This window comes from Pseudomonas abyssi, from assembly GCF_003444685.1.
Taxonomy (GTDB): Bacteria; Pseudomonadota; Gammaproteobacteria; order Pseudomonadales; family Pseudomonadaceae; genus Halopseudomonas; species Halopseudomonas abyssi.
The window spans coordinates 1,155,394-1,177,592 of the sequence record NZ_LMAZ01000001.1; the positions used below are offsets into that span (position 1 = coordinate 1,155,394).

At 61.6% G+C, this 22,199-nt stretch carries 17 protein-coding genes; 12 read left to right on the top strand and 5 right to left on the bottom strand.

From position 1 onward, the window contains the following. Window positions 1-25 precede the first annotated feature (25 nt). Together ASB58_RS05365 and ASB58_RS05370 are read left to right on the top strand one after the other, a co-directional pair. Window positions 26-1,237 (top strand): O-succinylhomoserine sulfhydrylase, encoded by a 1,212-nt coding sequence (locus ASB58_RS05365; protein ID WP_118129588.1) that lies wholly within the window; start codon window positions 26-28, stop codon window positions 1,235-1,237. Between the two features lie 154 nt (window positions 1,238-1,391). Further along, a complete protein-coding gene (locus tag ASB58_RS05370; protein WP_118129589.1) occupies window positions 1,392-1,670 on the top strand; it encodes a ComEA family DNA-binding protein in 279 nt (92 codons plus the stop codon). A 40-nt stretch (window positions 1,671-1,710) separates the two neighbouring features. On the opposite strand, the gene ASB58_RS05375 is transcribed toward ASB58_RS05370, so the two are convergent. Then, on the bottom strand, window positions 1,711-3,129 hold the full coding sequence (locus ASB58_RS05375; RefSeq protein ID WP_118129590.1) for a methyl-accepting chemotaxis protein: 1,419 nt from the start codon (window positions 3,127-3,129) through the stop codon (window positions 1,711-1,713). Between the two features lie 317 nt (window positions 3,130-3,446). Between ASB58_RS05375 and rnd the strand changes: the two genes are divergently transcribed. Then, window positions 3,447-4,595: a ribonuclease D gene (gene rnd, locus ASB58_RS05380; RefSeq protein WP_407920658.1), complete on the top strand. Its 1,149-nt coding sequence runs from the start codon at window positions 3,447-3,449 to the stop codon at window positions 4,593-4,595. After that, on the top strand, window positions 4,592-4,885 hold the full coding sequence (locus ASB58_RS05385) for a YcgL domain-containing protein (protein ID WP_118129591.1): 294 nt from the start codon (window positions 4,592-4,594) through the stop codon (window positions 4,883-4,885). Before rnd ends, ASB58_RS05385 begins: the two co-directional genes overlap by 4 nt. Window positions 4,886-4,950: 65 nt before the next feature. Here the strand turns inward: ASB58_RS05385 and ASB58_RS05390 are convergent, their stop codons facing one another. Continuing rightward, window positions 4,951-5,352 (bottom strand): NINE protein, encoded by a 402-nt coding sequence (locus ASB58_RS05390; protein ID WP_118129592.1) that lies wholly within the window; start codon window positions 5,350-5,352, stop codon window positions 4,951-4,953. Window positions 5,353-5,427: 75 nt separating this feature from the next. On the opposite strand from ASB58_RS05390, the gene ASB58_RS05395 reads away from it, so the two are divergent. The 4 genes from ASB58_RS05395 to ASB58_RS05410 all read left to right on the top strand — a co-directional run bounded on the left by ASB58_RS05395 (window position 5,428) and on the right by ASB58_RS05410 (window position 9,348). Beyond that, window positions 5,428-6,789, top strand: a complete 1,362-nt coding sequence (locus tag ASB58_RS05395) for a YcjX family protein (protein ID WP_181977866.1) — start codon at window positions 5,428-5,430, stop codon at window positions 6,787-6,789. Then, window positions 6,786-7,808 (top strand): TIGR01620 family protein, encoded by a 1,023-nt coding sequence (locus tag ASB58_RS05400; protein ID WP_118129594.1) that lies wholly within the window; start codon window positions 6,786-6,788, stop codon window positions 7,806-7,808. The genes ASB58_RS05395 and ASB58_RS05400 overlap by 4 nt, the downstream gene beginning before the upstream one ends. Then, a complete protein-coding gene (locus ASB58_RS05405; protein ID WP_096004737.1) occupies window positions 7,795-8,490 on the top strand; it encodes a hypothetical protein in 696 nt (231 codons plus the stop codon). Before ASB58_RS05400 ends, ASB58_RS05405 begins: the two co-directional genes overlap by 14 nt. A 63-nt stretch (window positions 8,491-8,553) precedes the next feature. Beyond that, window positions 8,554-9,348, top strand: coding sequence for an acyl-CoA thioesterase (locus ASB58_RS05410; RefSeq protein WP_096004738.1), 795 nt, complete (start codon window positions 8,554-8,556; stop codon window positions 9,346-9,348). A gap of 458 nt (window positions 9,349-9,806) precedes the next feature. Here the strand turns inward: ASB58_RS05410 and cmoB are convergent, their stop codons facing one another. Further along, window positions 9,807-10,772: a tRNA 5-methoxyuridine(34)/uridine 5-oxyacetic acid(34) synthase CmoB gene (cmoB, locus tag ASB58_RS05415; protein ID WP_118129595.1), complete on the bottom strand. Its 966-nt coding sequence runs from the start codon at window positions 10,770-10,772 to the stop codon at window positions 9,807-9,809. Beyond that, window positions 10,769-11,509 (bottom strand): carboxy-S-adenosyl-L-methionine synthase CmoA, encoded by a 741-nt coding sequence (gene cmoA / locus ASB58_RS05420; protein WP_118129596.1) that lies wholly within the window; start codon window positions 11,507-11,509, stop codon window positions 10,769-10,771. The genes cmoB and cmoA overlap by 4 nt, the downstream gene beginning before the upstream one ends. A 323-nt stretch (window positions 11,510-11,832) precedes the next feature. On the opposite strand from cmoA, the gene ASB58_RS05425 reads away from it, so the two are divergent. Then, complete coding sequence (locus ASB58_RS05425) at window positions 11,833-13,818, top strand: type IV pilus assembly protein FimV (RefSeq protein ID WP_181977867.1); 1,986 nt, start codon at window positions 11,833-11,835, stop codon at window positions 13,816-13,818. A 45-nt stretch (window positions 13,819-13,863) separates the two neighbouring features. On the opposite strand, the gene lon is transcribed toward ASB58_RS05425, so the two are convergent. Continuing rightward, window positions 13,864-16,266 (bottom strand): endopeptidase La, encoded by a 2,403-nt coding sequence (gene lon / locus ASB58_RS05430; RefSeq protein WP_118129598.1) that lies wholly within the window; start codon window positions 16,264-16,266, stop codon window positions 13,864-13,866. Window positions 16,267-16,385: 119 nt separating this feature from the next. On the opposite strand from lon, the gene ASB58_RS05435 reads away from it, so the two are divergent. The 3 genes from ASB58_RS05435 (at window position 16,386) to putP (ending at window position 22,162) form a co-directional block, all read left to right on the top strand. After that, a complete protein-coding gene (locus tag ASB58_RS05435; protein WP_118129599.1) occupies window positions 16,386-17,150 on the top strand; it encodes an AraC family transcriptional regulator in 765 nt (254 codons plus the stop codon). A 222-nt stretch (window positions 17,151-17,372) separates the two neighbouring features. Further along, on the top strand, window positions 17,373-20,528 hold the full coding sequence (gene putA / locus ASB58_RS05440) for a bifunctional proline dehydrogenase/L-glutamate gamma-semialdehyde dehydrogenase PutA (RefSeq protein WP_118129600.1): 3,156 nt from the start codon (window positions 17,373-17,375) through the stop codon (window positions 20,526-20,528). Between the two features lie 158 nt (window positions 20,529-20,686). After that, a complete protein-coding gene (gene putP, locus ASB58_RS05445) occupies window positions 20,687-22,162 on the top strand; it encodes a sodium/proline symporter PutP (protein ID WP_096004745.1) in 1,476 nt (491 codons plus the stop codon). Window positions 22,163-22,199: the final 37 nt, after the last annotated feature.

Genomic DNA, 22,199 nt, shown 5'->3' on the forward strand with positions numbered 1-22,199 from the left:
GGCCGCTGTGAAGGGGTTTTAACTGATGAGTGAAGAATGGCAAGCGGGGCGCCTGGACAGTGATCTGGAGGGGGTGGGCTTCGACACTCTGGCTGTGCGTGCCGGTCAGCGCCGTACGCCCGAGGCCGAGCACGGCGAGCCGCTGTTCCTGACGTCCAGCTATGTCTTTCGCAGCGCCGCAGATGCTGCCGCCTGCTTTGCCGGCGAAGCCAAGGGTAATGTTTACTCGCGCTACATGAACCCGACCGTGCGCACCTTTGAGGAGCGCATGGCGCAGCTTGAAGGTGGCGAACAGGCAGTGGCAACCGCATCGGGTATGGCGGCCATCATGGCGACGGTCATGAGCCTGTGTTCGGCGGGTGACCATATTCTGGTTTCGCGCAGCGTCTTCGGCGCTACTGTCACGCTGTTTGAAAAGTACTTCAAGCGCTTTGGCATCGAGGTCGATTATGTCGCGCTGACGGACTCGGCGGCTTGGCGCGGGGCCTGCAAGCCGAACACCCGGATGCTCTTTATCGAGTCGCCGTCCAACCCGTTGGCCGAGCTGGGCGATATTGGCGCGCTCGGCACAATTGCTCGCGAGCATGGCGCGTTGCTGGTAGTAGACAACTGCTTTTGTACGCCAGCGCTGCAGAAACCGCTGGCGCTGGGAGCTGATATCGTCGTGCACTCGGCAACCAAGTACATTGACGGACAGGGCCGCAGCATGGGGGGCGTGGTGGTAGGGCGCAGTGAGCACATGCAGGAGCTGGTGGGCTTTTTGCGTACCGCAGGACCGACCCTCAGCCCCTTCAATGCCTGGGTATTTCTCAAGGGCCTGGAAACGCTGCGCCTGCGCATGCGCGCGCATTGTGAATCTGCGCAGCAGATTGCCCAGTGGCTGGAGCAGCGCCCTGAGGTGGAGCACGTTTACTACAGCGGTCTGCCGTCGCACCCGCAGCATGAGCTGGCCAAGGCTCAGCAGACGGCCTTTGGTGCGGTCGTGAGTTTCGAACTCAAGGGAGGGCGTGAAGCGGCGTGGCGCTTTATCGATGCGACTCGGCTGGTGTCCATTACCGCTAACCTGGGTGATGCCAAGACCACCATCACACATCCGGCAACCACCACCCACGGACGCTTGACGCCGGAAGCACGTGAAGCCGCAGGTATTCGCGACGGACTGATTCGTCTGGCGATCGGGCTGGAGGAGGTCGCCGATCTCCGGGCCGACCTGCAGCGCGGGTTCGACGCTCAGTAAGTTTCTGCCGGGCAAGCTGCGAGGCAGGTCACATCAAAGCCGCAGAGCGTATCGCTCTGCGGCTTTTTTTGTTCTAGCTTGCGGGAGCCGCAGGGATAGTGGCTGAAGTCTGTTCCTTCAGTGCGGCATTAACCAACTACATGGAGGAAGTAACATGCGTCAGTTATTGAGTGCGATGGCTCTTGTGTTCAGCTGTCTATTGGCTGGCCCGACCTGGGCTGATGAGGTGGCAGGTCCGACCGTCAACATCAACACGGCCAGCGCCGCTGAAATGGCCGAAGTGCTGCAAGGTATTGGCGAAGCCAAAGCAGAGGCGATTGTCGCTTACCGCGACGAGCACGGCGCCTTTGCGTCGGTTGAGTCGCTGACGGCGGTCAAGGGTATTGGGGTCAGCACGCTGAGCAACAATGCCGGTCGTATCGTGCTGGAGTAGACGGGGAAAGGCCGGGCGGCGAGTCGCCGCCCGGCATATCTCAGGTGCGCAGACGGCTGACAGCGTCGCTCAACTGATTGGCCAGGCGGGCCAGCTGGTCACTGGTTTCAGCGCTGCTGATCGTCTGCTGAACGGTGCGTTCGGTGACGTCGCGAATCTCCACCACGCTTTGGGTGATGGCATCGGCCACCTGACTTTGCTGTTCCACGGCAGACGCAATTTCGCTGTTGCCCTCGCTGATCTGACTGACAGCGGCGGCAATTTCGTGCAGCGATTCACCCGCGTCGGCTACCTGGTCGACGGACGCGTGGGTCAGCCCTGCGCTGGCCTGCATGTCTTCCACCGCGACGGCTGTACCGCCTTGCAGTGCTTCGATCATGCGCTGAATGTCATCGGTCGACGTCTGCACCCGTTGTGCCAGCGCACGGACCTCGTCGGCGACTACCGCAAAGCCGCGGCCTGATTCGCCCGCTCGTGCGGCCTCAATTGCGGCGTTCAAAGCCAAGAGGTTGGTCTGCTCGGCAATCTCGCGGATGACCCTGACAACGCCGCTGATTTCCTGGCTGTGACTCGACAACTGATGCATGTGCTCGGTGCAGCGATCAATGCTGGTGACCAGCCCGGTGATGGTCTGACGCACCTGAAGTACCTGATCGCGCCCTCGTGTGGCCAGGCTGTTGGCCTGGGTGGATTGGTCGCGCGACAGGGCGGTACTGCCAGCGATATCCTGCACGGTGGCGCTCATTTCGTTGACCGCAGCGGCCACCTGGTCGGTTTCGCCCTGTTGCAGCACCATGCCGTCACGGACCTGACTCATCAGTCCAGCGAGCGCCATGGCCCGCTGGTCCAATTCTTGGGCGGCCTGGCGTACCGATGAGACGACCTGTTGCTGGGATTGTTGCATGGCGTTGAAAGCGCGGGCCATGGAGCCCACTTCATCGCGTGAGTCCGCCTTGGCCCGCAGGGTTAAGTCGCCGCTGTTCTGTACTGACATCATGACGTCGCGCAGGGCAAGAATGTGCTGGGTGATAAACGAAATCAGCATTTGCGAGACGAGCAGCACCAGCAGCATCAGCACGAAGACTACTCCCGCATACAGGGGGGCTCTGGCCACCAGCAGCGGCATGAAACCCTGTCGCTCGACCGCCAGCGCCTTGCCGTCGCCGGCCAGCCAGGCCCCGGTAAAGCGCTGTGCCTGTTGGCTGCCCAAGGCTGTAGCGTCGATCCAGCGGTTGCTGCCGCTGTGCCCGGCGGGTGCGTTGATCCACTGTAGCCCTTCCGCTTGCGCCTGATTGGCAGGGCTGGCGGCGATGGCCTGGGCCAGTTGCTGTCGGCTGTGTTCAATCGTTCGCTGTTCTACGCCGAGGGCAACCAATACCAGTGCCAGGGTGGCAGCAAAGGCGACGCCATTGACTGCCCAGAATTTGTATTTCAGCGGCAGGTGTTGAAGAAAACGCATGCATACTCCAGAGCACGGTGGAAACAGGAACGGTCGGCAGATTGGCGTCAACAGAGCGCCAGTATCCGGTGTCACCCTGTTATATCGGTTGATCCCGGTCAAACTTGAAGCGCTCTATCAACGACGTGCTGGCCGACCTTGTATTTTATCTGCGTATTGCCGGTCTTTAGAGGTGGTTGGCGATGCGCAGCGGGCCTTGCCACCTCCGGTCAGCAGCTCGGCGTGGTTGATGCAGGCACGCGGATCAGTGCGTCCAGAGCGCGGCAGGGCGGCGGTCGATCAGTTATACTGCGGCCAGTTTACACATAAGGCCGCCCATGACTACGCCCTTGGCAAAAACCCTGATGATTGATGATAACGCCGAGCTCGCGCGCTGGTGCCGACACTGGCAGAGCCTGCCCTTTGTTGCGGTGGATACTGAGTTCGTTCGTACCGAAACCTTTTATCCCATCGCCGGCCTGATTCAGGTCGGCGATGGCGAGCAGGCGGTATTGATTGACCCGCTGGCGATTACCGACTGGGCTCCGCTGGTTGCCTTGCTGGAGGACCCTGCGGTGGTCAAGGTGCTGCATGCCTGCAGTGAAGACCTAGAGGTCTTTTCGCGTTTGTGTGGCGCCTTGCCAAGCCCGCTGTTTGATACGCAGCTGGCAGCTGCGTTTCTAGGCATGGATTTCTCCATGGGGTATTCACGTTTGGTCAGCGAGTTGCTGCAGATCGATTTGCCCAAGGATGAAACCCGCTCTGACTGGCTGCAGCGGCCGTTGAGCTCGGCGCAGGTCGAGTATGCCGCGCGTGATGCCCAGCACCTGGCCGAGCTGTACCGCATTATGGCGCCGCGTCTGGAGTCCGCCGGACTGACTGACTGGCTGCTTGCCGATACCGCCGAGCAGGTGGCGGCCAGTGGGCAGGTCATCGAACCCGCATTAGCCTATCAGCAGGTGAAGCAGGCTTGGCGCCTGGAGCCAGCCGACCTCGCCGTGTTGCAAGTCATCGCCGCCTGGCGCGAGCGCGAGTCTCGTGCGCGTGACGTCGCGCGTAATCGGCTGCTGCGTGAGCGGACGCTCTGCCCGCTGGCCCAGCGTCGGCCCGACACGCTGCAGGCGCTGTCGCGCATCGAGGATATGCATCCGCGTACCGTGCGCCATGAAGGTGAAACCCTGTTGCGTCTGATCCGCAAAGGCCAGGCTGTGGCGCCGGCGGACTACCCCGAGGCGTTGGCCGAGCCCTTGCCGGCCGCCGCCAATCGTTTGCTCAAGCGTCTTCGCAAGGTGGGGCAGCAGGAAGCCGAACGTCGCGGTATTGCGCCGGAAATCATGCTGCGAAAAAAGGTTCTGGAGGCGATGGTGCGCACCGGATATCCCAATGGGCCCTACAGCCTGCCTGATGAATTAACGGGGTGGCGGCGCGCGCTGCTGGGAGATGCGTTGCTCAATGCAGCCAATAATGCGCTGGAGGTGGCCGAATGAGCTTGTCTTGCTCGATCTATCGCAGCGGCAAGCGCCAGGGCATGTATCTGTATGTTCTCTCGGGTGCGCCGCTGGATGAATTGCCTGCCGCGCTGTTGCAGTACGTCGGGCGGCTGGAACACGCTATGGACCTGGAGTTGAGTGCCGGGCGAAAGCTGGCGCAGGAAGACGTGCTCAAGGTGATGGAGAACCTGAACGCCCAAGGCTTTCATGTGCAGATGCCGCCCCAGCAGGATGATTACATCCAGCATCTGCCGGACGAGTTGCTGACCCGTAACGACCCGGTATAAGTTGCGCTCATACAAAAACGCCGTCGCTTGGCGACGGCGTTTTTTTGTGCCCGGTGCTGGCGCGCCTACCACTCGCGCCGCATGTTCTCGACAGAAATCTGTTCGTTAAGCGTCCAGTAGTCATACAGCACTCCTACCAGCAGCAGGCCGCCGGTGAAGAAGTAGATAATGGCGGTGATCCACTTGCCCATATACAGGCGGTGGGCACCAAATACGCCGAGGAAGGTCAATAGGATCCAGGTCAGGTTGAAATTGATCCGCCCGGTACGAAAGCGACGGTCAGCGGCGCGATCCATGCTCGGGATCAGAAACAGGTCAATAATCCAACCGATAAAGAACAGCCCAAGGGTGAAGAACCACAGTGTTCCGGTCCAGGGTTTGCCGTAGTAGAAGCGGTGTGCACCCATAAATCCGAAAATCCAGAGAAGGTAACCGATAGCCTTGCTGTGGGAGTCCGAATACGCCATTAGGGGGCCTCTTTGCCTGGGGTGGTTGTGTAATACTGGTCATAGACCATAAATGATTTCTGGAGTGCCTGCACTGTGGCAAATAATTCTGCGAACTGGTTCAAGCAAGTGGCACAGCGTGCCGAGGGACTGGGACAGCAGCGTTTAAGGGTCGGGGTAACCGGTCTGAGTGGGGCCGGCAAGACCACTTTTATCACCAGTTTGATTAACCAGCTGGAGAACCACAACAAAGGTCTGCTGGCGCGACGTGCGCCCTTTGACCGGTTGGAATCGGTGCGCTGGCAGCGCGATGATGTGGAGCGCGCCTTTCCCTATCTGGAGTCGCTCGGCGCCTTGTCGGCCGAGCCGGCACGATGGCCCGATTCCACCAGCGATCTCTCGCGTGTGCTGATAGATCTGCGCTTTCGCCCGCAAGGCCTGCTGCGCAAGCTGCAATCGACTCGCCAGCTGCGGCTGGAGATTATCGATTATCCAGGTGAGTGGTTGCTTGACTTGCCGCTGCTGCAGCTTGACTACGGGCAATGGTGCGAGCAGATGCGTCAATGGCTCGATACCGAACCGCGGCGCTCCCTGGCGGGTCCGTTGAGAGACATACTGCTGGGCCTTGATCCCGCGGCCCCCGAAGATGCCGGCCAGTTGGCTGAGCTGACCGAGCAGTGGCGGCAGTTCTTGCTGCGTTGTCGCAGTGAGGCTGGCTTGTCGCGCAACCAGCCCGCACGCTTTCTCCAGCCCGGTAGTGATGTTGCACCGCAGATGCTGCAATTTGTCCCGTTGTTGCTGGCCAATCGGCACAGCACGGGCGAGCAGGGCAGCTGGTGGGCGGTGTGCCAGGCGCGCTTCAACTATTATCGCGATTTTGTTGTGCGCGGCTTTTTCGAACAGCACTTTCGGCATTTGGATCAGCAGGTATTGCTGGTGGATATGCTTGGCCCAATGGACGCTGGCGAGGCGGCGTTGACTGACCTGCGCGATGCGATGGAAGCGGTTCTGACCAGCTTTGACTATGGCCGCAGTGGCTTGCTGGCGCGACTGCTCAGGTTTCGCCCACGGATCGGCCGGCTGGCCTTTTGCGCCACCAAGGTCGATAAGGTCAACCCGGCCCAGCAGCGCGCTGTGCAGCAGTGCCTTGAGGATCTGATGGTCGACCGTCTGGCTGATGTGCGCCATGGCGGGGTCGAGGTGCGAGGGCTACCCCTGTCCGCCATTCGTGCTACCCGTCAGGAGGGCGATGCCCTGGTCGCCGGGTTGCAGGGAGAGGAGGGTTGGGTCCGTTATCGTCCGGGCGATATTCCGGCGCATCTGCCACAATCGCTGCAAGTCAGCAGCCCCGACCTGTTGCCGCTGCGCCCACCGCCAGGCCTGCATCGCAGCGAGCCGTTTCCGCATTACCGCATGGACGATCTGATTGCCTGGCTGATTGAGGGGGCCGAGCCGTGAGCAGTGACCAGAAAACCCGGATTCTTGATACCTGGCAGACCGCAGCCGATGACCCTATCCGGCGTACCGAGTTGCTTGGTAGTGCTGATGCGCTGCCTGGTGAGCAGCCCCAGGACATACCGGAACTGCCGTCCACGCTCAATGCGCCACCGCCGAGTCGCTGGCCGCGCCGGCTGTGGGGGTTGGGTTTGGGGGTTGCGCTGGGCGGGGCTGCCCTGCAGTGGGGGGAGTGGACGTGGCAGGCCTGGCAGTGGCAGCCGCTGTGGGGCGCGCTGGTAGGCGGCGTAGGCACCGCGCTGGCGGGTACCGGGCTGTTGGCCTGGCGTGACCTGCGGCGTCAGCGTCACCGCCTGAACGAACTGGAGCAATTGCGCGGTGAAATGCAGCAGGCACAGCGCGAGCCGGGGCAACGCGTGGCGGTGGATTGGCTGGATCGCTTGCAGGGCGTGTACGCAGACAGCCCGCTGGCCAGCCTGTTGCAACGCGCCTGCGCGGATCTTGATGGGTCCCATGACGCGCGTGAAATCAGCCAGCGACTTAATCTGCAGTTCTATCAGCCGATCGACCAGCGTGCCCGGCAGATCATCCGCCAGGAGTCGGTCAGCACCGGGGTATTGGTCGCCTCCAGTCCCTGGGTGGCGGTCGATTTGTTGTTGGTAGTGTGGCGCAATATCCGACTGATGCAGCGTGTTGCGGTGTGCTACGGACTGCCGATTGGCCGCCTCAGCCGCTGGCGTCTCGCACGCCATGTGTTGCGTAATATTGCCCTGGCCGGGGGCACCGAGGTGGCGGTCAGTGCACTCAGTGACTCGCTGCTGTCTGGGCTGCTGGAGAAGCTGGCGGCGCGGGTAGGGCAGGGCGTTGGGGTTGGTCTCTACAGCTCGCGACTGGGGCACTTTACGTTGGATCTGTGCCGCGCCGTGCCAGTGGCGGAGGCGCAGATGCTGGTTGAAGATAACAAGGGCATTATTCGCATGATGAAAGAACGATTGGGGCAACTGAACGATGGGCGCCTATAAGTCGCGGCGTCGCTGGCTGGCCGAGCGTTGGGTGGCTGGCAAGCAGGCCGAACTGGGCGCGCGCTGGGACGCGCTGCGTGAGCAACTGCTGCCGGCCAGCTGGCCGCGACGCATGCAGCGCGTCGCCGGGTTGAGTGAGCAGGAAACCGTCAGCTGGCAGCCCCGAGCCGGCTCCAGCAGCGCTGAGCTGCTGGTCTGGGTACGGCAGCTGCCGGGCTTTCAACGCCGCTGGCTGGCCGCCTTGCTCGACGCCCCCAGCGCCGGCCCCAATACCCTGATTGAGTCGATAGAACGGGTGCAGCTGGACTGGCGCAGTCAGCTCAACCCGGTGACGAGCCACCGTGAGTACGCCGCCCAACTAGCTATTCTGGCTGCTCAGATGGGCCTGCAACCGGCTGCTCCGGCAGCGTATCTGGAAAACGAGCAGCAGATATTCATCAGGCTGGATGAGTTGCTGTTTGCTTCGCTACCGATGCGCTTGCGGGCCCAGTTGGCGGGACAGCACGCCACCGGTCAGGGGTTCTATCTGGTCTGGTGGTATGAGCGATTGATGGCCCGCGCTGGCGAGGCGGGCTTTGAGCTGCTGGATATCGGCGCAGCGGATTGGCCGGATATGCCGCCGGCCTGGCTGGCACTGGGCTGGCTGTGCGGGTTACGACTGCAGCACCAGAGCCGCAGCTAGCTGGTCAGCGAGTAGCGGCTCGCCTATGATGGTCGGCTTTGTTCGACTATCTGGAACCAGACCATGAATTTTGCCGCTCTTCTTGCTGCTTTTGATCAGTCCTCCAACTGCACTGTCACCGTGCCGCCCGAGTGGGCCCAGGGCCGTGCTGGCTATGGCGGCCTGGTTGCCGCGCTGGTGCTGCGTGGCATGCGAGCCAGCCTTGCCGAGCCGCGGCCGGTGCGCTCATTGGCGATTACCTTTGTTGGTCCAGTTCAGCCCGGTATTCCGGTACAGGTTCAGTCAGAGGTTCTGCGCGAAGGCCGTGCGGTGACTCAGGTGCTGGGGCGCGCGGTGCAAAATGGTGAAACCATGTGTATCGTGCAGGGCAGCTTTGGTGCGGGTCGCCCCTCTAGTGTGGATGTGCCCGCTGAGCCGGCGCCTGCCGCGCCTGCACCAGATGCCTGTCAGCGCACGCCCTTTGTCGAGGGGGTGATGCCGAACTTCCTGCGCTATTTCGATACCCGCTGGACCTTTGGCGACTATCCCTGCACCAACAGTCGCAAGCGTGAGATGGGTGGATGGATGCGCTTTGACGAGCCGCTTGCGCAGTTCGATGAGGTACATCTGGTCGGGCTTGTCGATGTCTGGCCACCAGCAGTGCTGCCACACCTCAAAGAGCGTGCTCCGGCCAGCTCGTTGACCTGGACCATCGAGTTTGTGCAGCCCCAACCGCCGGTTGGCGCAGACGGCTGGTTGCTCTACAGGGCGATCATTGAGCATGCGCGTGACGGTTACGGACACTGCTCGGCGATGATCTGGAATCCGGCTGGTGAGCTGGTGGCGATCAGTCGGCAGACGGTTACGGTGTTTGGGTAACTTACTGTCGTGCTAGGGTGCTTGTGTCGAGCGGCGTACAAAAGATATCTCTTGCTGCTGTAGTGCATTCCGCCTTTCTCCTTTTACGGCAAGCCAAGGGAGGCTGCCCGCCCAGCCCCCAAAGGGAAGCGCTAACTCATTTCATATGCCCTCTGTATGCTTGAGCGCTCGCCCTGCGGGGCGCTCTGAGTGCCAGAAGGCGTATGAAATGAGTTAGCACTTCCCCGAATCCCCCGGGGCACCCGACTACGCGGTCCTTCGGGTTCGCTGCGTTGCTCGGTTGGGCGGGGGTGGCCGGCTAGGTAGTCGTAGAACTCGTCGCTTCGCTCCTCAGACATGCTGCGACTCTTTTTCCCGCCAGCCCTGCGCTACTCGCCCGCGTAAACGGGACGAACCCCGGTGCACACTTCACCATTCGCGTTTTGATAGGCGTTACTCAACGTTACGCCTAAGACTCCTTACTTACGCGCCACCAACGTCGCACGCAGCGGGGCAGGGTAGCCTTCAATGGTCTTGCTACTGTCCGCCGGGTCAAGGAAGGATGGCAGCGATTGAAAGCGCATCCACGCGGTGCTGCGCTGCTCCTCGACGCTGGTGCGGTTGAGGTCGACGCAGCGCACGTCGCTGTAGCCCGCGCGGCGCAGCATGCGCTCGAGCATAGGCACCGACGGCAGGAACCAGATGTTGCGCATCTGCGCATAACGGTCTTCGGGTAGCAGACAGTGCTGCTCGTCACCCTCGATAACCAGTGTCTCCATCACCAGCTCGCCGCCAGGGCGCAGGCACGCCTTGAGTTGCAGCAGGTGGTCGAGGGGCGAGCGCCGGTGGTACAGCACGCCCATGGAGAAGACGGTATCGAAGGCGGCTGTCGGTTCCGGCAGCTCTTCCAGAGTGAAGGGCAACTGCCATACCGGCGCTTGCGGAAGGTAATGCTTGACCGCCTCAAACTGGTTGAGGAATAGCAGGTTGGGGTCTACTCCGATCACCAGTTCGGCGCCGGCCTGCCACATCCGCCACATGTAGTAGCCGTTGCCACAGCCGATATCCAGCACCCGCTTGCCGTTGAGGTCGATGTGCGGTGCTACGCGTTGCCATTTCCAGTCGGATCGCCATTCGGTATCAACATGCACGCCGAACAGGTCGAATGGGCCTTTGCGCCAGGGATGCAGCCCCTGCAGCGCGTCGTGTAGCTGCTGGCTGGTGGTTTGGCTCAGCGGCGAGGTGCTGTGCAGACGAACACCCTCGGAGAAGTCGCATTCCACGCCGTCGAGTGGCGGTAGATTGCGCAGGCTTAGCTGCCAGCGCTCCAGGTCGCCGTGATGCAGACCCTCCAGGCGATTTTGCAGGCCTTCGGCCAGGGCGCTGTGCCAGTGGGCAAGGGGAGAACGGCTGAGGGTGTCGAGCAGGGGGCTGTAATCAATCACGCGTGGGCAATCATCGAACAAAAGTTGAGGCACTGGAACCAGAGGTGGCTGTGGCTGAAACCGGCGTCGAGCAGGCGCTGCTGGTGCACTTCGAGCGGGTCCGGGCGCATGACGTTTTCAATAGCTGTGCGTTTCTGGGCGATTTCCAGCTCGCTGTAGCCATTGGCGCGCTTGAAGCCATAGTGCAGTGCTTCAAGACTGTTCTGGGTCTGGCTGTCGGTAAAGGTCAGCTTTTCTGACAAGATCAGTACACCGCCGGGCAGCAGAGCCTGGCGAATCTGGCGCAGCAGTGCCAGGCGTTGTTCCGGCGGCACAAACTGTAGCGTAAAGTTCAGCACCACCAGCGAGCAGGGTTGCAGTGTCAGCTCGGTAATATCGGCACAGATCACCTCGGCGGCAATCGGCTCCTCAAGCATGGCGTCTTGCGCGCTCAGGTATTCGCGGCAGCGCTCGACCATGGCTTCGGCGTTGTCTACGGCCAGAATGCGGTTTCCCTGCTGCGGCAAATGACGGCGCATGGACTGGGTTGCCGCGCCGAGCGAGCAGCCAAGATCGTAGATTAGCGTGTCGGGCTGGGCATATTGCCCGGCAATGACGCCGATGCTTTCGATGATGGTCGGATAACCGGGTACCGAGCGCTTGATCATGTCCGGGAAAACCCGCGCAACGGCATGGTCGAAAGTGAAATCATTGACCTTGCTGAAGGGGTTGGCGAACAGGTTGTCGACCTCGGACATGCCGGCTTTCCACGTGGCTGAATGGGTAGCGCATTCTAGCAGGCTTGACAGGGTGGCGGGTGGGTTGCTTGACTTGTTGAGGAAGTGTGCGCTGTGTCACATGGCCAAGTTATTGGCTTTGCAGCTCCAAAGTGATCGTTTTCACTGTTTTTTTGACTATAAATGACCCTGTGGCATTCGATTCGCGTAACGCTGGTGGCATAATGCCGACTTATGCGGTACCTGTGTCGGACTGCATGGGTAAAACCGCTGATACTAATAGCAATGGACGCACCGGGTAGCGGGGCATGATGCCGTTACCGACAGGCAAACGAGGAAAGGGTATGGCTGCCAAACGCCAGATAGTTATTGGGGCCGCTTCGCTAGCGGTACTCTATGCCGGAGTTGCAAATGCGCTGGGGCTTGGGGAGATCCAGCTCAAATCGGCTCTGAACCAACCGCTTGACGCGGTGATTGCGTTACAGGGCGCCGAGGGGTTGGGGCCGTCCGATGTCGTGATCAAGCTGGCAGACTCGTCTGCCTTTGATGCTGCTGGCATCGAGCGACCGTATTTCCTAACCGGGCTGCAATTCACGCCGGTGGTGGAGAATCGTCAGCTGACGGTACATGTCAGATCATCTCAGCCGGTACGCGAACCCTATCTGAACTTCCTCGTCGAGCTGCGCCGCCCGAGTGGCACCCTGCTGCGCGAGTACACGGTATTGCTGGACCCGCCGCTTTACTCCGGGACAGCCCCTGTTGCTGTGAACCCGGTTGTCAGTGCGCCGCCACCGCGCTCGCGCATTGCTGATCGCCCGGCCGAGTCGGCACCGCGTCCTGAAGCGGCTTCGCTGCCTGACTTCGAGCCCCAGCCAGGCGCCGAGAAGTACACCACGGTATCTGGCGATACCCTCTGGACCATTGCCGAGCGCACGCGTCCTACCCCGGCGGCGTCGATCAATCAGACCATGACAGCGATCCACTCGCTGAACCGGGGGGCTTTCGTCAACGGTGATATCGATCGCCTGAAACTGGGGCAGACCCTGGTGCTGCCGACCGCCGAGCAATTGGGCGGCACCCCGGAAGCGGCTGCCAGCAGCGTCGCAGAGGCCGCCGACGCTGATGCCGCTGGTGAGCAGCGTGCGGCGTTGCCGAGCACTCAGGCGAGCGTTGGCGAACAGGTCGATGGCGCCTCCTCCGACGAAGCGCCTTCTGCGCCGACGGCTGCCCAGACCAGCGAGGCGCGACTGCGCATCGAAGAAGACGAAGTGACTGAGGCGGAAGCCGAGTCGGCCCAGTTGCAAAGCCGTCTGACCGACTTGGAGGGCCGCTTCAACGCCCTGTTGAGCGAGCTGGATGCTCGTGATCGTCAGATTGCTGCTCTGCAGGCCGAGCTGGAAGTCCTGCGCGCTGCCCGTGAGGCCGAACAGGAGCAGGCAGCCATGGCCGGCGCCGCTGGCTCTTTGGGCAGTGGCGGCGGCGGTTCTGATGCGTCCCCTTACGGCAGTGATGATCCGGCTGCCGGTGCCATCGCCGCCGAGATGCCTGCGGCAGCTGAGGAGTCCAAGTCTTCCGGTGGCATGCTGTGGTGGTCTCTGCTGGTCGGCCTGCTGGCCTTTTTGATCGGTTGGGTTGTGTCCCGCCTGCGCGGCAAGCCTCAGCCGGCAGCACCTGCGCCGGCCGGCAGCGCGCCGCTGTCGGGTTCGGATAATCGGCTTGCCGCCGTTGGCAGCGCTACTGCCGTTGGCGCCGCGGGTGCCTCCACCAGCGCCGCATTTGAAGACAGTGCAGAAGGTGTTGATCTGTACATCACCTATGGGCGCTTTGCCGAAGCGCGTGAGCTGCTGGACAAGTCGATTGCCGAAGACCCGGACAACCTGGACCTGCGTTACAAGCAGGCGCGCGTGACCGGCGAGCTGGGTGACGCAGAGGGTTTTGCCGAGCAGTCCGCTGCGATCGCGCGCCTGGATGGCGACATGCAACGTGTCGATCAGCTGAAGGCCCGTTTCCCGCAGTTGGAGGCCCCGAATGCAGCGCCGCTGGACACCGTTGAAGACGTGCTGTCGGGTGATGACCTCGGGCCTGCTGATTTGGATGACGACCTGGATGCCAGCGATACGCCGATGAATCTGAACGACTTCACTCTGGACCCTGATTGGGATCTGATCGAAGGCTTGACTCCGACCCCGGCACGCAAGAACAGCAAGTCAGACTCTGCGCCAGTAGACGATGAGCCGTTCGAAAGCAGCCTGCACGAGTTCCCTGAGATCGAGGAGCTGGACGAGCACGATTCGTTCAATCACCTTGAGCGCGAGGACTCCAAGCGCTGAGTCGGTGGGAATGAACAGGGCGACCCTCGGGTCGCCCTTTTTCGTTCAGGCAAACAGCTCCTTGGCAACATCGCGGAAGTGTTTGGCGAAGTGCACGATCATGCCCTCGCGCAGGTAATCCGGCAGTTCCTCATAGTCGCCCCGGTTTGCTTCCGGCAATATCAGCTCGTGAATGCCCTGGCGACGGGCCGCGATAACCTTCTCGCGAATGCCGCCCACGGGCAGTACGTGGCCGGTCAAGGTTATCTCGCCGGTCATCGCCAGGCCACTTCGGGGCGCTTGCTGGCGGGCCAGCGAGAGTAATGCGCTGGCGATGGTAATACCGGCGGACGGGCCGTCTTTGGGCGTTGCTCCCTCGGGAACGTGCAGATGAACAAAGGCCTCGTCAAAGAAGCTGTGGTCTGCCTTGTAGGTGGCGAGGTTGGCGCACAGATAGCTGTAGGCAATTTCTGCGGACTCCTTCATCACGTCACCCAGCTGTCCGGTCAGCTTGAAACCGCGGTTGAGCGTATGAATGCGGGTTGCTTCGACCGGCAGCGTAGCACCGCCCATCGAGGTCCAGGCGAGGCCGGTGATGATGCCGGTGCCCTTGAGTTGCTTCTCGGTACGAAAGGCGGGGGTGCCTAGCAGCGCTATGAGATCAGCAGGCTTGATGCTGATGCGCTTGTCAGGCTGCTCCAGCAATTGCACGACGGATTTGCGCACCAGCTTGCCGAGTTGCTTCTCCAGATTGCGTACCCCGGCCTCGCGGGCATAGCCCTCAATGACCTCGCGTAGCGCCTTGTCGGTGATGCGTAGCTGGCTTTTTCGCAAGCCGGCACGTTCCAGCTGACGTGGCCAGAGATGATGCTTGGCGATGGCGAGCTTTTCTTCGGTGATGTAGCCGGATAGGCGAATGACATCCATGCGGTCGAGCAGAGGGCCCGGGATGCTGTCCAGGGTATTGGCCGTGCAGACGAATACCACTTTGGACAGATCCAGCCGCAGATCCAGATAGTGGTCCAGAAACTGGCTGTTTTGCTCGGGGTCTAGCGTTTCCAGCAAGGCGGAGGCGGGGTCGCCCTGATGGCTGCTACCCAGCTTGTCGATCTCATCGAGCATGATGACCGGGTTCATTACGCCAACATCCTTCAGTGCCTGTACGAACTTGCCCGGCATGGCGCCAATGTAGGTGCGGCGATGGCCCTTGATCTCGGCTTCATCGCGCATGCCGCCAACGCTGAAGCGATAGAAGGGACGGTCAAGGCTCTCGGCGATGGAGCGTCCGATGCTGGTCTTGCCGACACCTGGTGGGCCCACCAACAGGATAATTGAACCCGCCACCGAGCCACGGAATGCGCCTACGGCAAGGAATTCGAGAATTCGCTGCTTGACGTCTTTCAAGCCGTCGTGGTCGCGATCCAGTACCTTGCGCGCATGGGCAAGGTCGATCCGGTCGGGTGGTGTGATGCCCCAGGGCAGCGCGGTAGCCCAATCCAGGTAGTTGCGGGTGACGGCGTATTCGGGGGAGCCGGTCTCCAGTACCGAGAGCTTGTTCAGTTCCTCGTCGATGCGCTTTTGGGCATCGTCGGGCAGCGTCTTGCCCTCAAGCCGCTCGCGGAACTGTTCGATATCGGCGGTGCGGTCATCCTTGGACAACCCCAGCTCCTTCTGAATGATTTTTAGCTGCTCTTTCAGGAAAAACTGACGCTGGTGTTCGCTAATGCTGCGATTGACCTCGGCGGTGATCTCGCCCTGCAGGCGCGCCACTTCAATTTCCTTTTTCAGCAGACCCAGCACTTTCTCCATGCGGCGCAGGATGCTGACAGTATCCAGCACGTCTTGCAGCGCCTCTCCCTTGGCCGACGTGAGGGCGGCGGCAAAGTCGGACAGCGGCGAAGGGTCGTTCGGGCTGAAGCGGTTGAGGTAGTTCTTCAGCTCTTCGCTGTAGAGCGGGTTGAGCGGCAGCAGCTCCTTGATCGCATTGATCAGCGCCATGGCATAGGCGCGCACCTCATCGCGCTCATCGGCGGGCGCTTCAGGGTACTGGACCTCTACCCGATACGGCGGTGTTTTGCTCAGCCAGCGGGTGATGCGGACCCGGGTCAGGCCCTGGGCGATGAACTGGATCTTGCCGTTCTCACGCACGGCATGGTGGATGCGCACCGCGCAGCCGGTGTTCGGCAGCTGTTGCGGGTCAATCTCACCGTCGGCGTCCAGGGGGCTGTCGACGTAGAACAGTGACAGCGCCTTGTGCTCGGTTCCCGCGACCTGCTCGATGGTTTCATGCCAGGGCTGTTCATTGACGACAACCGGCATAACCTGGGCTGGAAAGAAGGGGCGGTTGTTGATGGGTAACAGATGCAGTGTCTTGGGCAACTGCTGGTTCGGTAACGCCAGCCCCGTGCCGTTGCCCTGGCTGGGGTGGTCTGCGTTGTGTTCGATGTAGTCTGAATCCTGATCACTCATGGGGTGGCCTTTTCAGTGGTTCATGACTCCGACATGGCGGCGGCTGAGGGCAATTTCAATAGCGGCTTTTTTCGGGCGCTTGTGGCAGCATGGGCGTCTGCTTTGATGGATGGCCCTGCATGCACACACGCATTCTCGATCTGCCGGTTCAAACCGCGACCCATGCCCACCCCGAGCACCAGTTGGTGATCGGCCTGCGTGGCTGCGCGGATTTTGAGGTGCAGGGGCAGGGCGGGGCGGTCAATCGTCTGCACGCGTGTGTGGTGCCCAGCGGCGAGGCTCATGCCTTTTCCGGGCGTGGGCACAACAACATGCTGATCATGGATTTGCCGGTGGCTGCTGCGGGTGCGCTGGCCAGTGCTGGCGCACACCGGTTGTTCGAACGGCCACGCTTTGTCCAGCTTGATCATCAGTTGCAGGGGCTGCTGGACTTTGCGCAGTACGCGCTGGCCGCGCCGCAGGCGGCCGAGGACGGCCTTGAATGGCATCTGGGCGGCGTGTTGCTGGCCTCTTTGCAGCGGCGTCTTGGCCTTGATGGCGATGTTCAGCGTGCACCTGGCGCGCTCAGCGCCGAAGAGCTGCAGCGGCTCGACGCTTATGTGCTGAGCAACCTGGATCGACCGCTCAGCGTCGCAGCGCTGGCTGCGCAGGTCTGTGTCAGCAGCAGTCATTTTCATGCGCTCTATCGACAGGCCACAGGCATGACGCCGCACCAATATGTACTGTCGCTGCGGGTGCGCGAGGCGGCGCAATTGCTGCGTGAGACTCGCCTGCCCCTTGCCGAGGTCGCCAGCCGCTGCGGCTTCTCCAGTCAAAGCGCGCTGACCCATGCGCTGCGACGTCAACTCGGTGAAACGCCTCGAGCGGTCCGTCTGGGCGCTTGAGTTCCGAGTTTTTTGCAAAAAGATCAGAGGTTTTCGCAAGATTCCCGCGGGTTCTGCTTCTACAGTCGATGATCGTGCCTGCCGCTCTGGCAGTGGCGATTTCACATCACAACAACGCGGATGGTTCGTCGCCGGCGCCCTGATGGTCTAGGGTGGTAGTAGGGCGAACTCATAACCCGCCCGCTTATTGCCGAGCGCGGGTCGATCCAGGAGCATGCCAGAATGTTTAAAGCCAGCGAGGCGTTGCAGGGTGACTTCCTGCGTAGCCAGCCCAGTGAATTTCTGCACACCGTCAGTGCCAATTACGCCGTCGATGAAGACAGCTATCTGCGTGAGCTGATAGAGCTGGCGCAGGCGCAGGACCTTGCCGCGCTGTCGCGCAAGGCCAACCAGTTGATCATTGACGTGCGCAAGCGTGACAACGCCGTCGACAGTATCGACGCCCTGCTGCAGCAGTACAGCCTGGATACCCAGGAAGGCATCATGCTGATGTGTCTGGCCGAGGCGTTGCTGCGCGTGCCCGATGCTGACACCGCCGACGCCCTGATTCGCGACAAGCTCAATGCCGCGCAGTGGGACCGTCACGTCGGCCAGAGCGAGCATACGCTGGTCAATGCTGCGGCCTGGGGGCTGGTCATGACCGGCAAGGTCGTCAACCTGGACAAGCGCCACGACGGTACGCCGGGCACTGTGCTGGGTCGTCTGGTCAAGCGCAGCGGTGAGCCGGTTATCCGCAGCGCCATGATGCAAGCCATGAAAATCATGGGCCGCCAGTTCGTGCTGGGCCGCACCATCACCGAGGCCCTGAAAAACGGTAAGGCGCAGCGTGATCAAGGCTACACCTATTCTTTCGATATGCTCGGCGAGGCGGCGCTGACACGCGCCGATGCGGCCAAGTATTTTGCCGACTACAGCAAGGCGATTGCAGCGCTGGTCGACGATAAGTACAAGGGTGCGAGTCCCAAACCGACCATCTCCATCAAGCTTTCTGCATTGCACCCGCACTACGAAGTCGCGCGTGAAGAGCAGGTGATCGAAGAGCTGGGCGAAAGCGTGCTGGAGCTTGTGCGCCAGGCGCGCAAGGGGGATGTCGGTATCACGATCGATGCCGAAGAGGCGGATCGTCTGGAGCTGTCGCTCAAGCTGTTCGAAAAGGTCTATCGCCACCCTGACGTACAGGGCTGGGGCAACTTCGGCCTGGTCGTGCAGGCATACTCCAAGCGCGCGTTGCCGGTACTCTGCTGGTTGACACTGGTGGCCCGCTCTCAGGGTGACCGTATTCCGGTGCGTCTGGTCAAGGGCGCCTACTGGGATTCGGAGATCAAGTGGTCGCAGCAGGCCGGCCTGAGTAATTACCCGGTATTTACTCGTAAGGAAGCCACCGATGTGTCCTACCTGGCCTGTGCTCGCTACCTGCTCAGCCCGCTCACCGACGGCCATATCTATCCGCAGTTTGCGACTCATAATGCACATACGGTGACCTGCATCCTGTCGATGGCCAAGGAGCGCGAGTTCGAGTTCCAGCGCCTGCATGGCATGGGCGACGCGCTGTATGACACCGTCATTGAGCAGGCGGGCTGCTCGGTTCGTATCTACGCACCGGTTGGTGCGCACAAGGACCTGCTGCCTTACCTGGTGCGCCGGCTGCTGGAAAACGGTGCCAACTCGTCTTTTGTACACAAGCTGGTCGACCCGCGAGTGCCGGTCGAAACACTGACTGCCCACCCGGTGGCAACCTTGCAGCGCCATACGGTGCTGGCCAATCCTCGCATTCCCCTGCCGCCGGCCATTTACGGTGAAGGGCGCCGCAACTCCCGCGGTATCAACATGAACGTATTATCCGAATGGCTGCCGTTGAAAGAGCAACTCGATAGCTGGTGGAACAGCCGCTGGAGCGGTGCGCCGCTGGTCAACGGCAAGCGGCTGACTGGTGACGTGCGGCCTGTGCTTTGCCCTTATCAGTTGTCGCATCAGGTGGGTGAGGTGGTCTGGGCTACTGCCGATCAGACCCGCGAGGCGATCGACGGCTTGAGCAGCGCCTTTGTGCGCTGGAATGCCACCCCGGTGGATCAGCGTGCTGCGATTCTGGAGCGCACCGCCGACAAGCTTGAGGAGCACATGCCTGAGCTGATGGCGCTGTGCACCCTGGAAGCCGGCAAATTGCTGCAGGACGGTATCGATGAAGTGCGCGAAGCGGTGGATTTCTGCCGCTATTACGCCGCTCAGGCTCGTCAGCGCTTTGCCACCATCACCTTGCCCGGCCCGACCGGCGAGAGTAACGAGATCTATCTGCAAGGCCGCGGTGTGTTTGCCTGCATCAGCCCCTGGAACTTCCCGCTGGCGATCTTCCTGGGCCAGGTCAGTGCTGCGCTGGTCTGTGGTAACACCGTGGTTGCCAAGCCCGCAGAGCAAACCAGTCTGGTGGCGGTGCGCTGCGTCGAGCTGATGCACGAAGCCGGCCTGCCGGGTGATGTGCTTGCGCTGCTGCCAGGCGATGGCAAACAGGTGGGCAGCGTGGTTACCGCCGACCCGCGTATCACCGGCGTTGCCTTTACCGGCTCAACCCAGACGGCGCACATCATCAACCGCGCCCTTGCTGCCCGCGACAGCGCCATCGCGCCTATGATTGCCGAGACTGGCGGGCAGAACGCGATGATCGTTGACTCCACTGCGCTGCCTGAACAGGTGGTCAAGGATGTTGTGCACTCTGCCTTCCAGAGCGCCGGCCAACGCTGCTCGGCGCTGCGTGTTCTGTTTGTGCAGGAAGATATCGCCGAGCGCGTGATCGAGCTGCTCAAGGGGGCTATGGCTGAGCTGCATGTAGGCGATCCGGCGCGTCGTGACACCGACGTGGGCCCGGTCATCGATGCTGAAGCGCGCGAGGGGCTGTTGGAGCACGTGCGCGAACTCAAGCAGGCAGGGCGACTGATCGCCGAGACACCGGTTCCGCCGGGCCTGGATGGGCATTTCATTGCGCCGGCGGCTTTCCGCCTGGATAGCATCAATGAATTGACCAAGGAGCACTTTGGGCCGATTCTGCACGTGGTCACCTGGCGCAATCGTGACCTGGACAAGGTTATCGATGACATCAATGCAACCGGCTTTGGTCTGACGCTCGGGGTGCACAGCCGCAACGAGGATACGGCTGAGCACATTGATGCGCGGGTGCGTATCGGCAACGTGTACATCAATCGCAACCAGATTGGCGCTGTGGTTGGTGTTCAGCCGTTTGGCGGGCAGGGCTTGTCGGGCACCGGCCCCAAGGCCGGCGGGCCGCACTACCTGCTGCGCTTTGTGACCGAGCGCACGCGTACAATCAACACCACCGCAGTGGGTGGTAATGCCAGTCTGTTGTCCCTCGGCGATGGGGAGCCTTGAGGCGCCGGGCGACAGGAGTGCAGCAACAGGGATGGATCAGCAGCAGGGATAGTTCAGCAACCGAGGGTGCAAGGCGCGATCAGGGTTGCCACAATAAGTGGCAGCCCGCCGCAAATCGGCGGCATCAGACTTCGCATCTCTGAGAGAGAGAACAAAAAATGGAAGGTAATACTGCAGTCGTTACGGCGACGTTCGTTGTCTACATCGGGGTAATGCTTGCGCTTGGCTATATTGCCTACAAGCGCACTACCAACCTGTCCGACTATATCTTGGGTGGTCGCTCGCTTGGCCCGGGTACCGCCGCGCTATCGGCGGGGGCGTCGGACATGAGCGGCTGGCTGCTGCTCGGCTTGCCGGGTTACGCGCTGTCGGCGGGTTACGAGGCGTCATGGATTGCGATGGGTCTGCTGGCGGGGACCTGGGCCAACTGGCTGATCGTGGCGCGTCGCCTGCGGGTTTACTCGCACCTGGCCAGCGATTCGCTGACGCTGCCGGCGTACTTTGAAAACCGCTTTGAAGACAGCAGTCGTCTGTTACGGGTGATCTCGGCGATCTTCATTCTGCTGTTCTTCCTGTTCTATACCAGCTCCGGGCTGGTCGCGGCAGGCAAGCTGTTTGAAAGCACCTTCGGCTTCGGCTACAGCATTGCGGTCATTGTGGGGACGGTGGCGATCATCTCCTACACCTTCTTTGGCGGCTTTCTGGCGGTATCCTGGACCGACGTTATTCAGGGGCTGCTGATGGCCGCTGCACTGATTGTCGTGCCGGTCATGGCACTCAACATCATGGGCGGCTGGGATGCAGTACATGGCGCTATGGAAGCCCGCAACCCCGAGTTGCTGAACATGTGGACCAACGTTGAGGGTGAGCCGCTGGGCTTTATTGCGATCATCTCCTTGCTGGCCTGGGGCTTGGGCTACTTTGGTCAGCCGCACATTCTGGCGCGTTTCAAAGCGGTAGAAAGTGATGCTGCCTTGCCGACAGCCCGTCGTATCGCTGTGCTGTGGTCGGGTGTGTGCCTGCTTGCTGCTCTGGTTATCGGTTGGGTGGGGATCGGCTACTTCGGTGAAGAAGGGCTTGCCGACTCGGAGACCGTGTTCCTCTCACTGGTTCAGGCGCTGATGCATCCGTTGGTGGCGGGTATTCTGCTAGCGGCGGTGCTGGCGGCAATCATGTCTACCGCTGACTCCCAGTTGCTGGTGTCGTCGTCCGCACTGGCCGAGGACTTCTACAAGGCGCTGTTCCGTCGTGATGCGACCCAGCAAGAGCTGGTTTGGGTTGGCCGGGTCGCGGTGGTGGGTATCGCTGCCATCGCGTTGATGCTGGCATTCAACCCCGATAGCACGGTGCTGGGGCTGGTGTCCTATGCGTGGGCAGGCTTCGGGGCTGCCTTTGGCCCTGCGGTGATCCTGTCCCTGTTCTGGCGCCGCATGAACCGCTTTGGCGCGCTGGCCGGTATCGTTGTCGGCGGTGTGACTGTGGTGCTGTGGAAGCAGTTCGACAGCAGCGGTCTGTACGAGATCGTGCCGGGCTTCATTCTGGCGACTATCGCCATTGTTGTTGTGACCCTGGCAACGCCAGCGCCTTCTGCACACGTGGAAGCACAGTTCGACGATATGAAGTCCCGCTTCTAACCTCAGCCCCCAAGCCCGCCCGCTGCTAGGCATCGGG

Excerpts from the sequence above, each read along its gene's own strand:
- ASB58_RS05365 (WP_118129588.1), top strand. The coding sequence starts at position 26 with ATGAGTGAAGAATGGCAAGCGGGGCGCCTGGACAGTGATCTGGAGGGG.
- ASB58_RS05370 (WP_118129589.1), top strand. The coding sequence starts at position 1,392 with ATGCGTCAGTTATTGAGTGCGATGGCTCTTGTGTTCAGCTGTCTATTG.
- ASB58_RS05375 (WP_118129590.1), bottom strand. The coding sequence starts at position 3,129 with ATGCGTTTTCTTCAACACCTGCCGCTGAAATACAAATTCTGGGCAGTC.
- rnd (WP_407920658.1), top strand. The coding sequence starts at position 3,447 with ATGACTACGCCCTTGGCAAAAACCCTGATGATTGATGATAACGCCGAG.
- ASB58_RS05385 (WP_118129591.1), top strand. The coding sequence starts at position 4,592 with ATGAGCTTGTCTTGCTCGATCTATCGCAGCGGCAAGCGCCAGGGCATG.
- ASB58_RS05390 (WP_118129592.1), bottom strand. The coding sequence starts at position 5,352 with ATGGCGTATTCGGACTCCCACAGCAAGGCTATCGGTTACCTTCTCTGG.
- ASB58_RS05405 (WP_096004737.1), top strand. The coding sequence starts at position 7,795 with ATGGGCGCCTATAAGTCGCGGCGTCGCTGGCTGGCCGAGCGTTGGGTG.
- ASB58_RS05410 (WP_096004738.1), top strand. The coding sequence starts at position 8,554 with ATGAATTTTGCCGCTCTTCTTGCTGCTTTTGATCAGTCCTCCAACTGC.
- cmoA (WP_118129596.1), bottom strand. The coding sequence starts at position 11,509 with ATGTCCGAGGTCGACAACCTGTTCGCCAACCCCTTCAGCAAGGTCAAT.
- ASB58_RS05425 (WP_181977867.1), top strand. The coding sequence starts at position 11,833 with ATGGCTGCCAAACGCCAGATAGTTATTGGGGCCGCTTCGCTAGCGGTA.
- lon (WP_118129598.1), bottom strand. The coding sequence starts at position 16,266 with ATGAGTGATCAGGATTCAGACTACATCGAACACAACGCAGACCACCCC.
- ASB58_RS05435 (WP_118129599.1), top strand. The coding sequence starts at position 16,386 with ATGCACACACGCATTCTCGATCTGCCGGTTCAAACCGCGACCCATGCC.
- putA (WP_118129600.1), top strand. The coding sequence starts at position 17,373 with ATGTTTAAAGCCAGCGAGGCGTTGCAGGGTGACTTCCTGCGTAGCCAG.
- putP (WP_096004745.1), top strand. The coding sequence starts at position 20,687 with ATGGAAGGTAATACTGCAGTCGTTACGGCGACGTTCGTTGTCTACATC.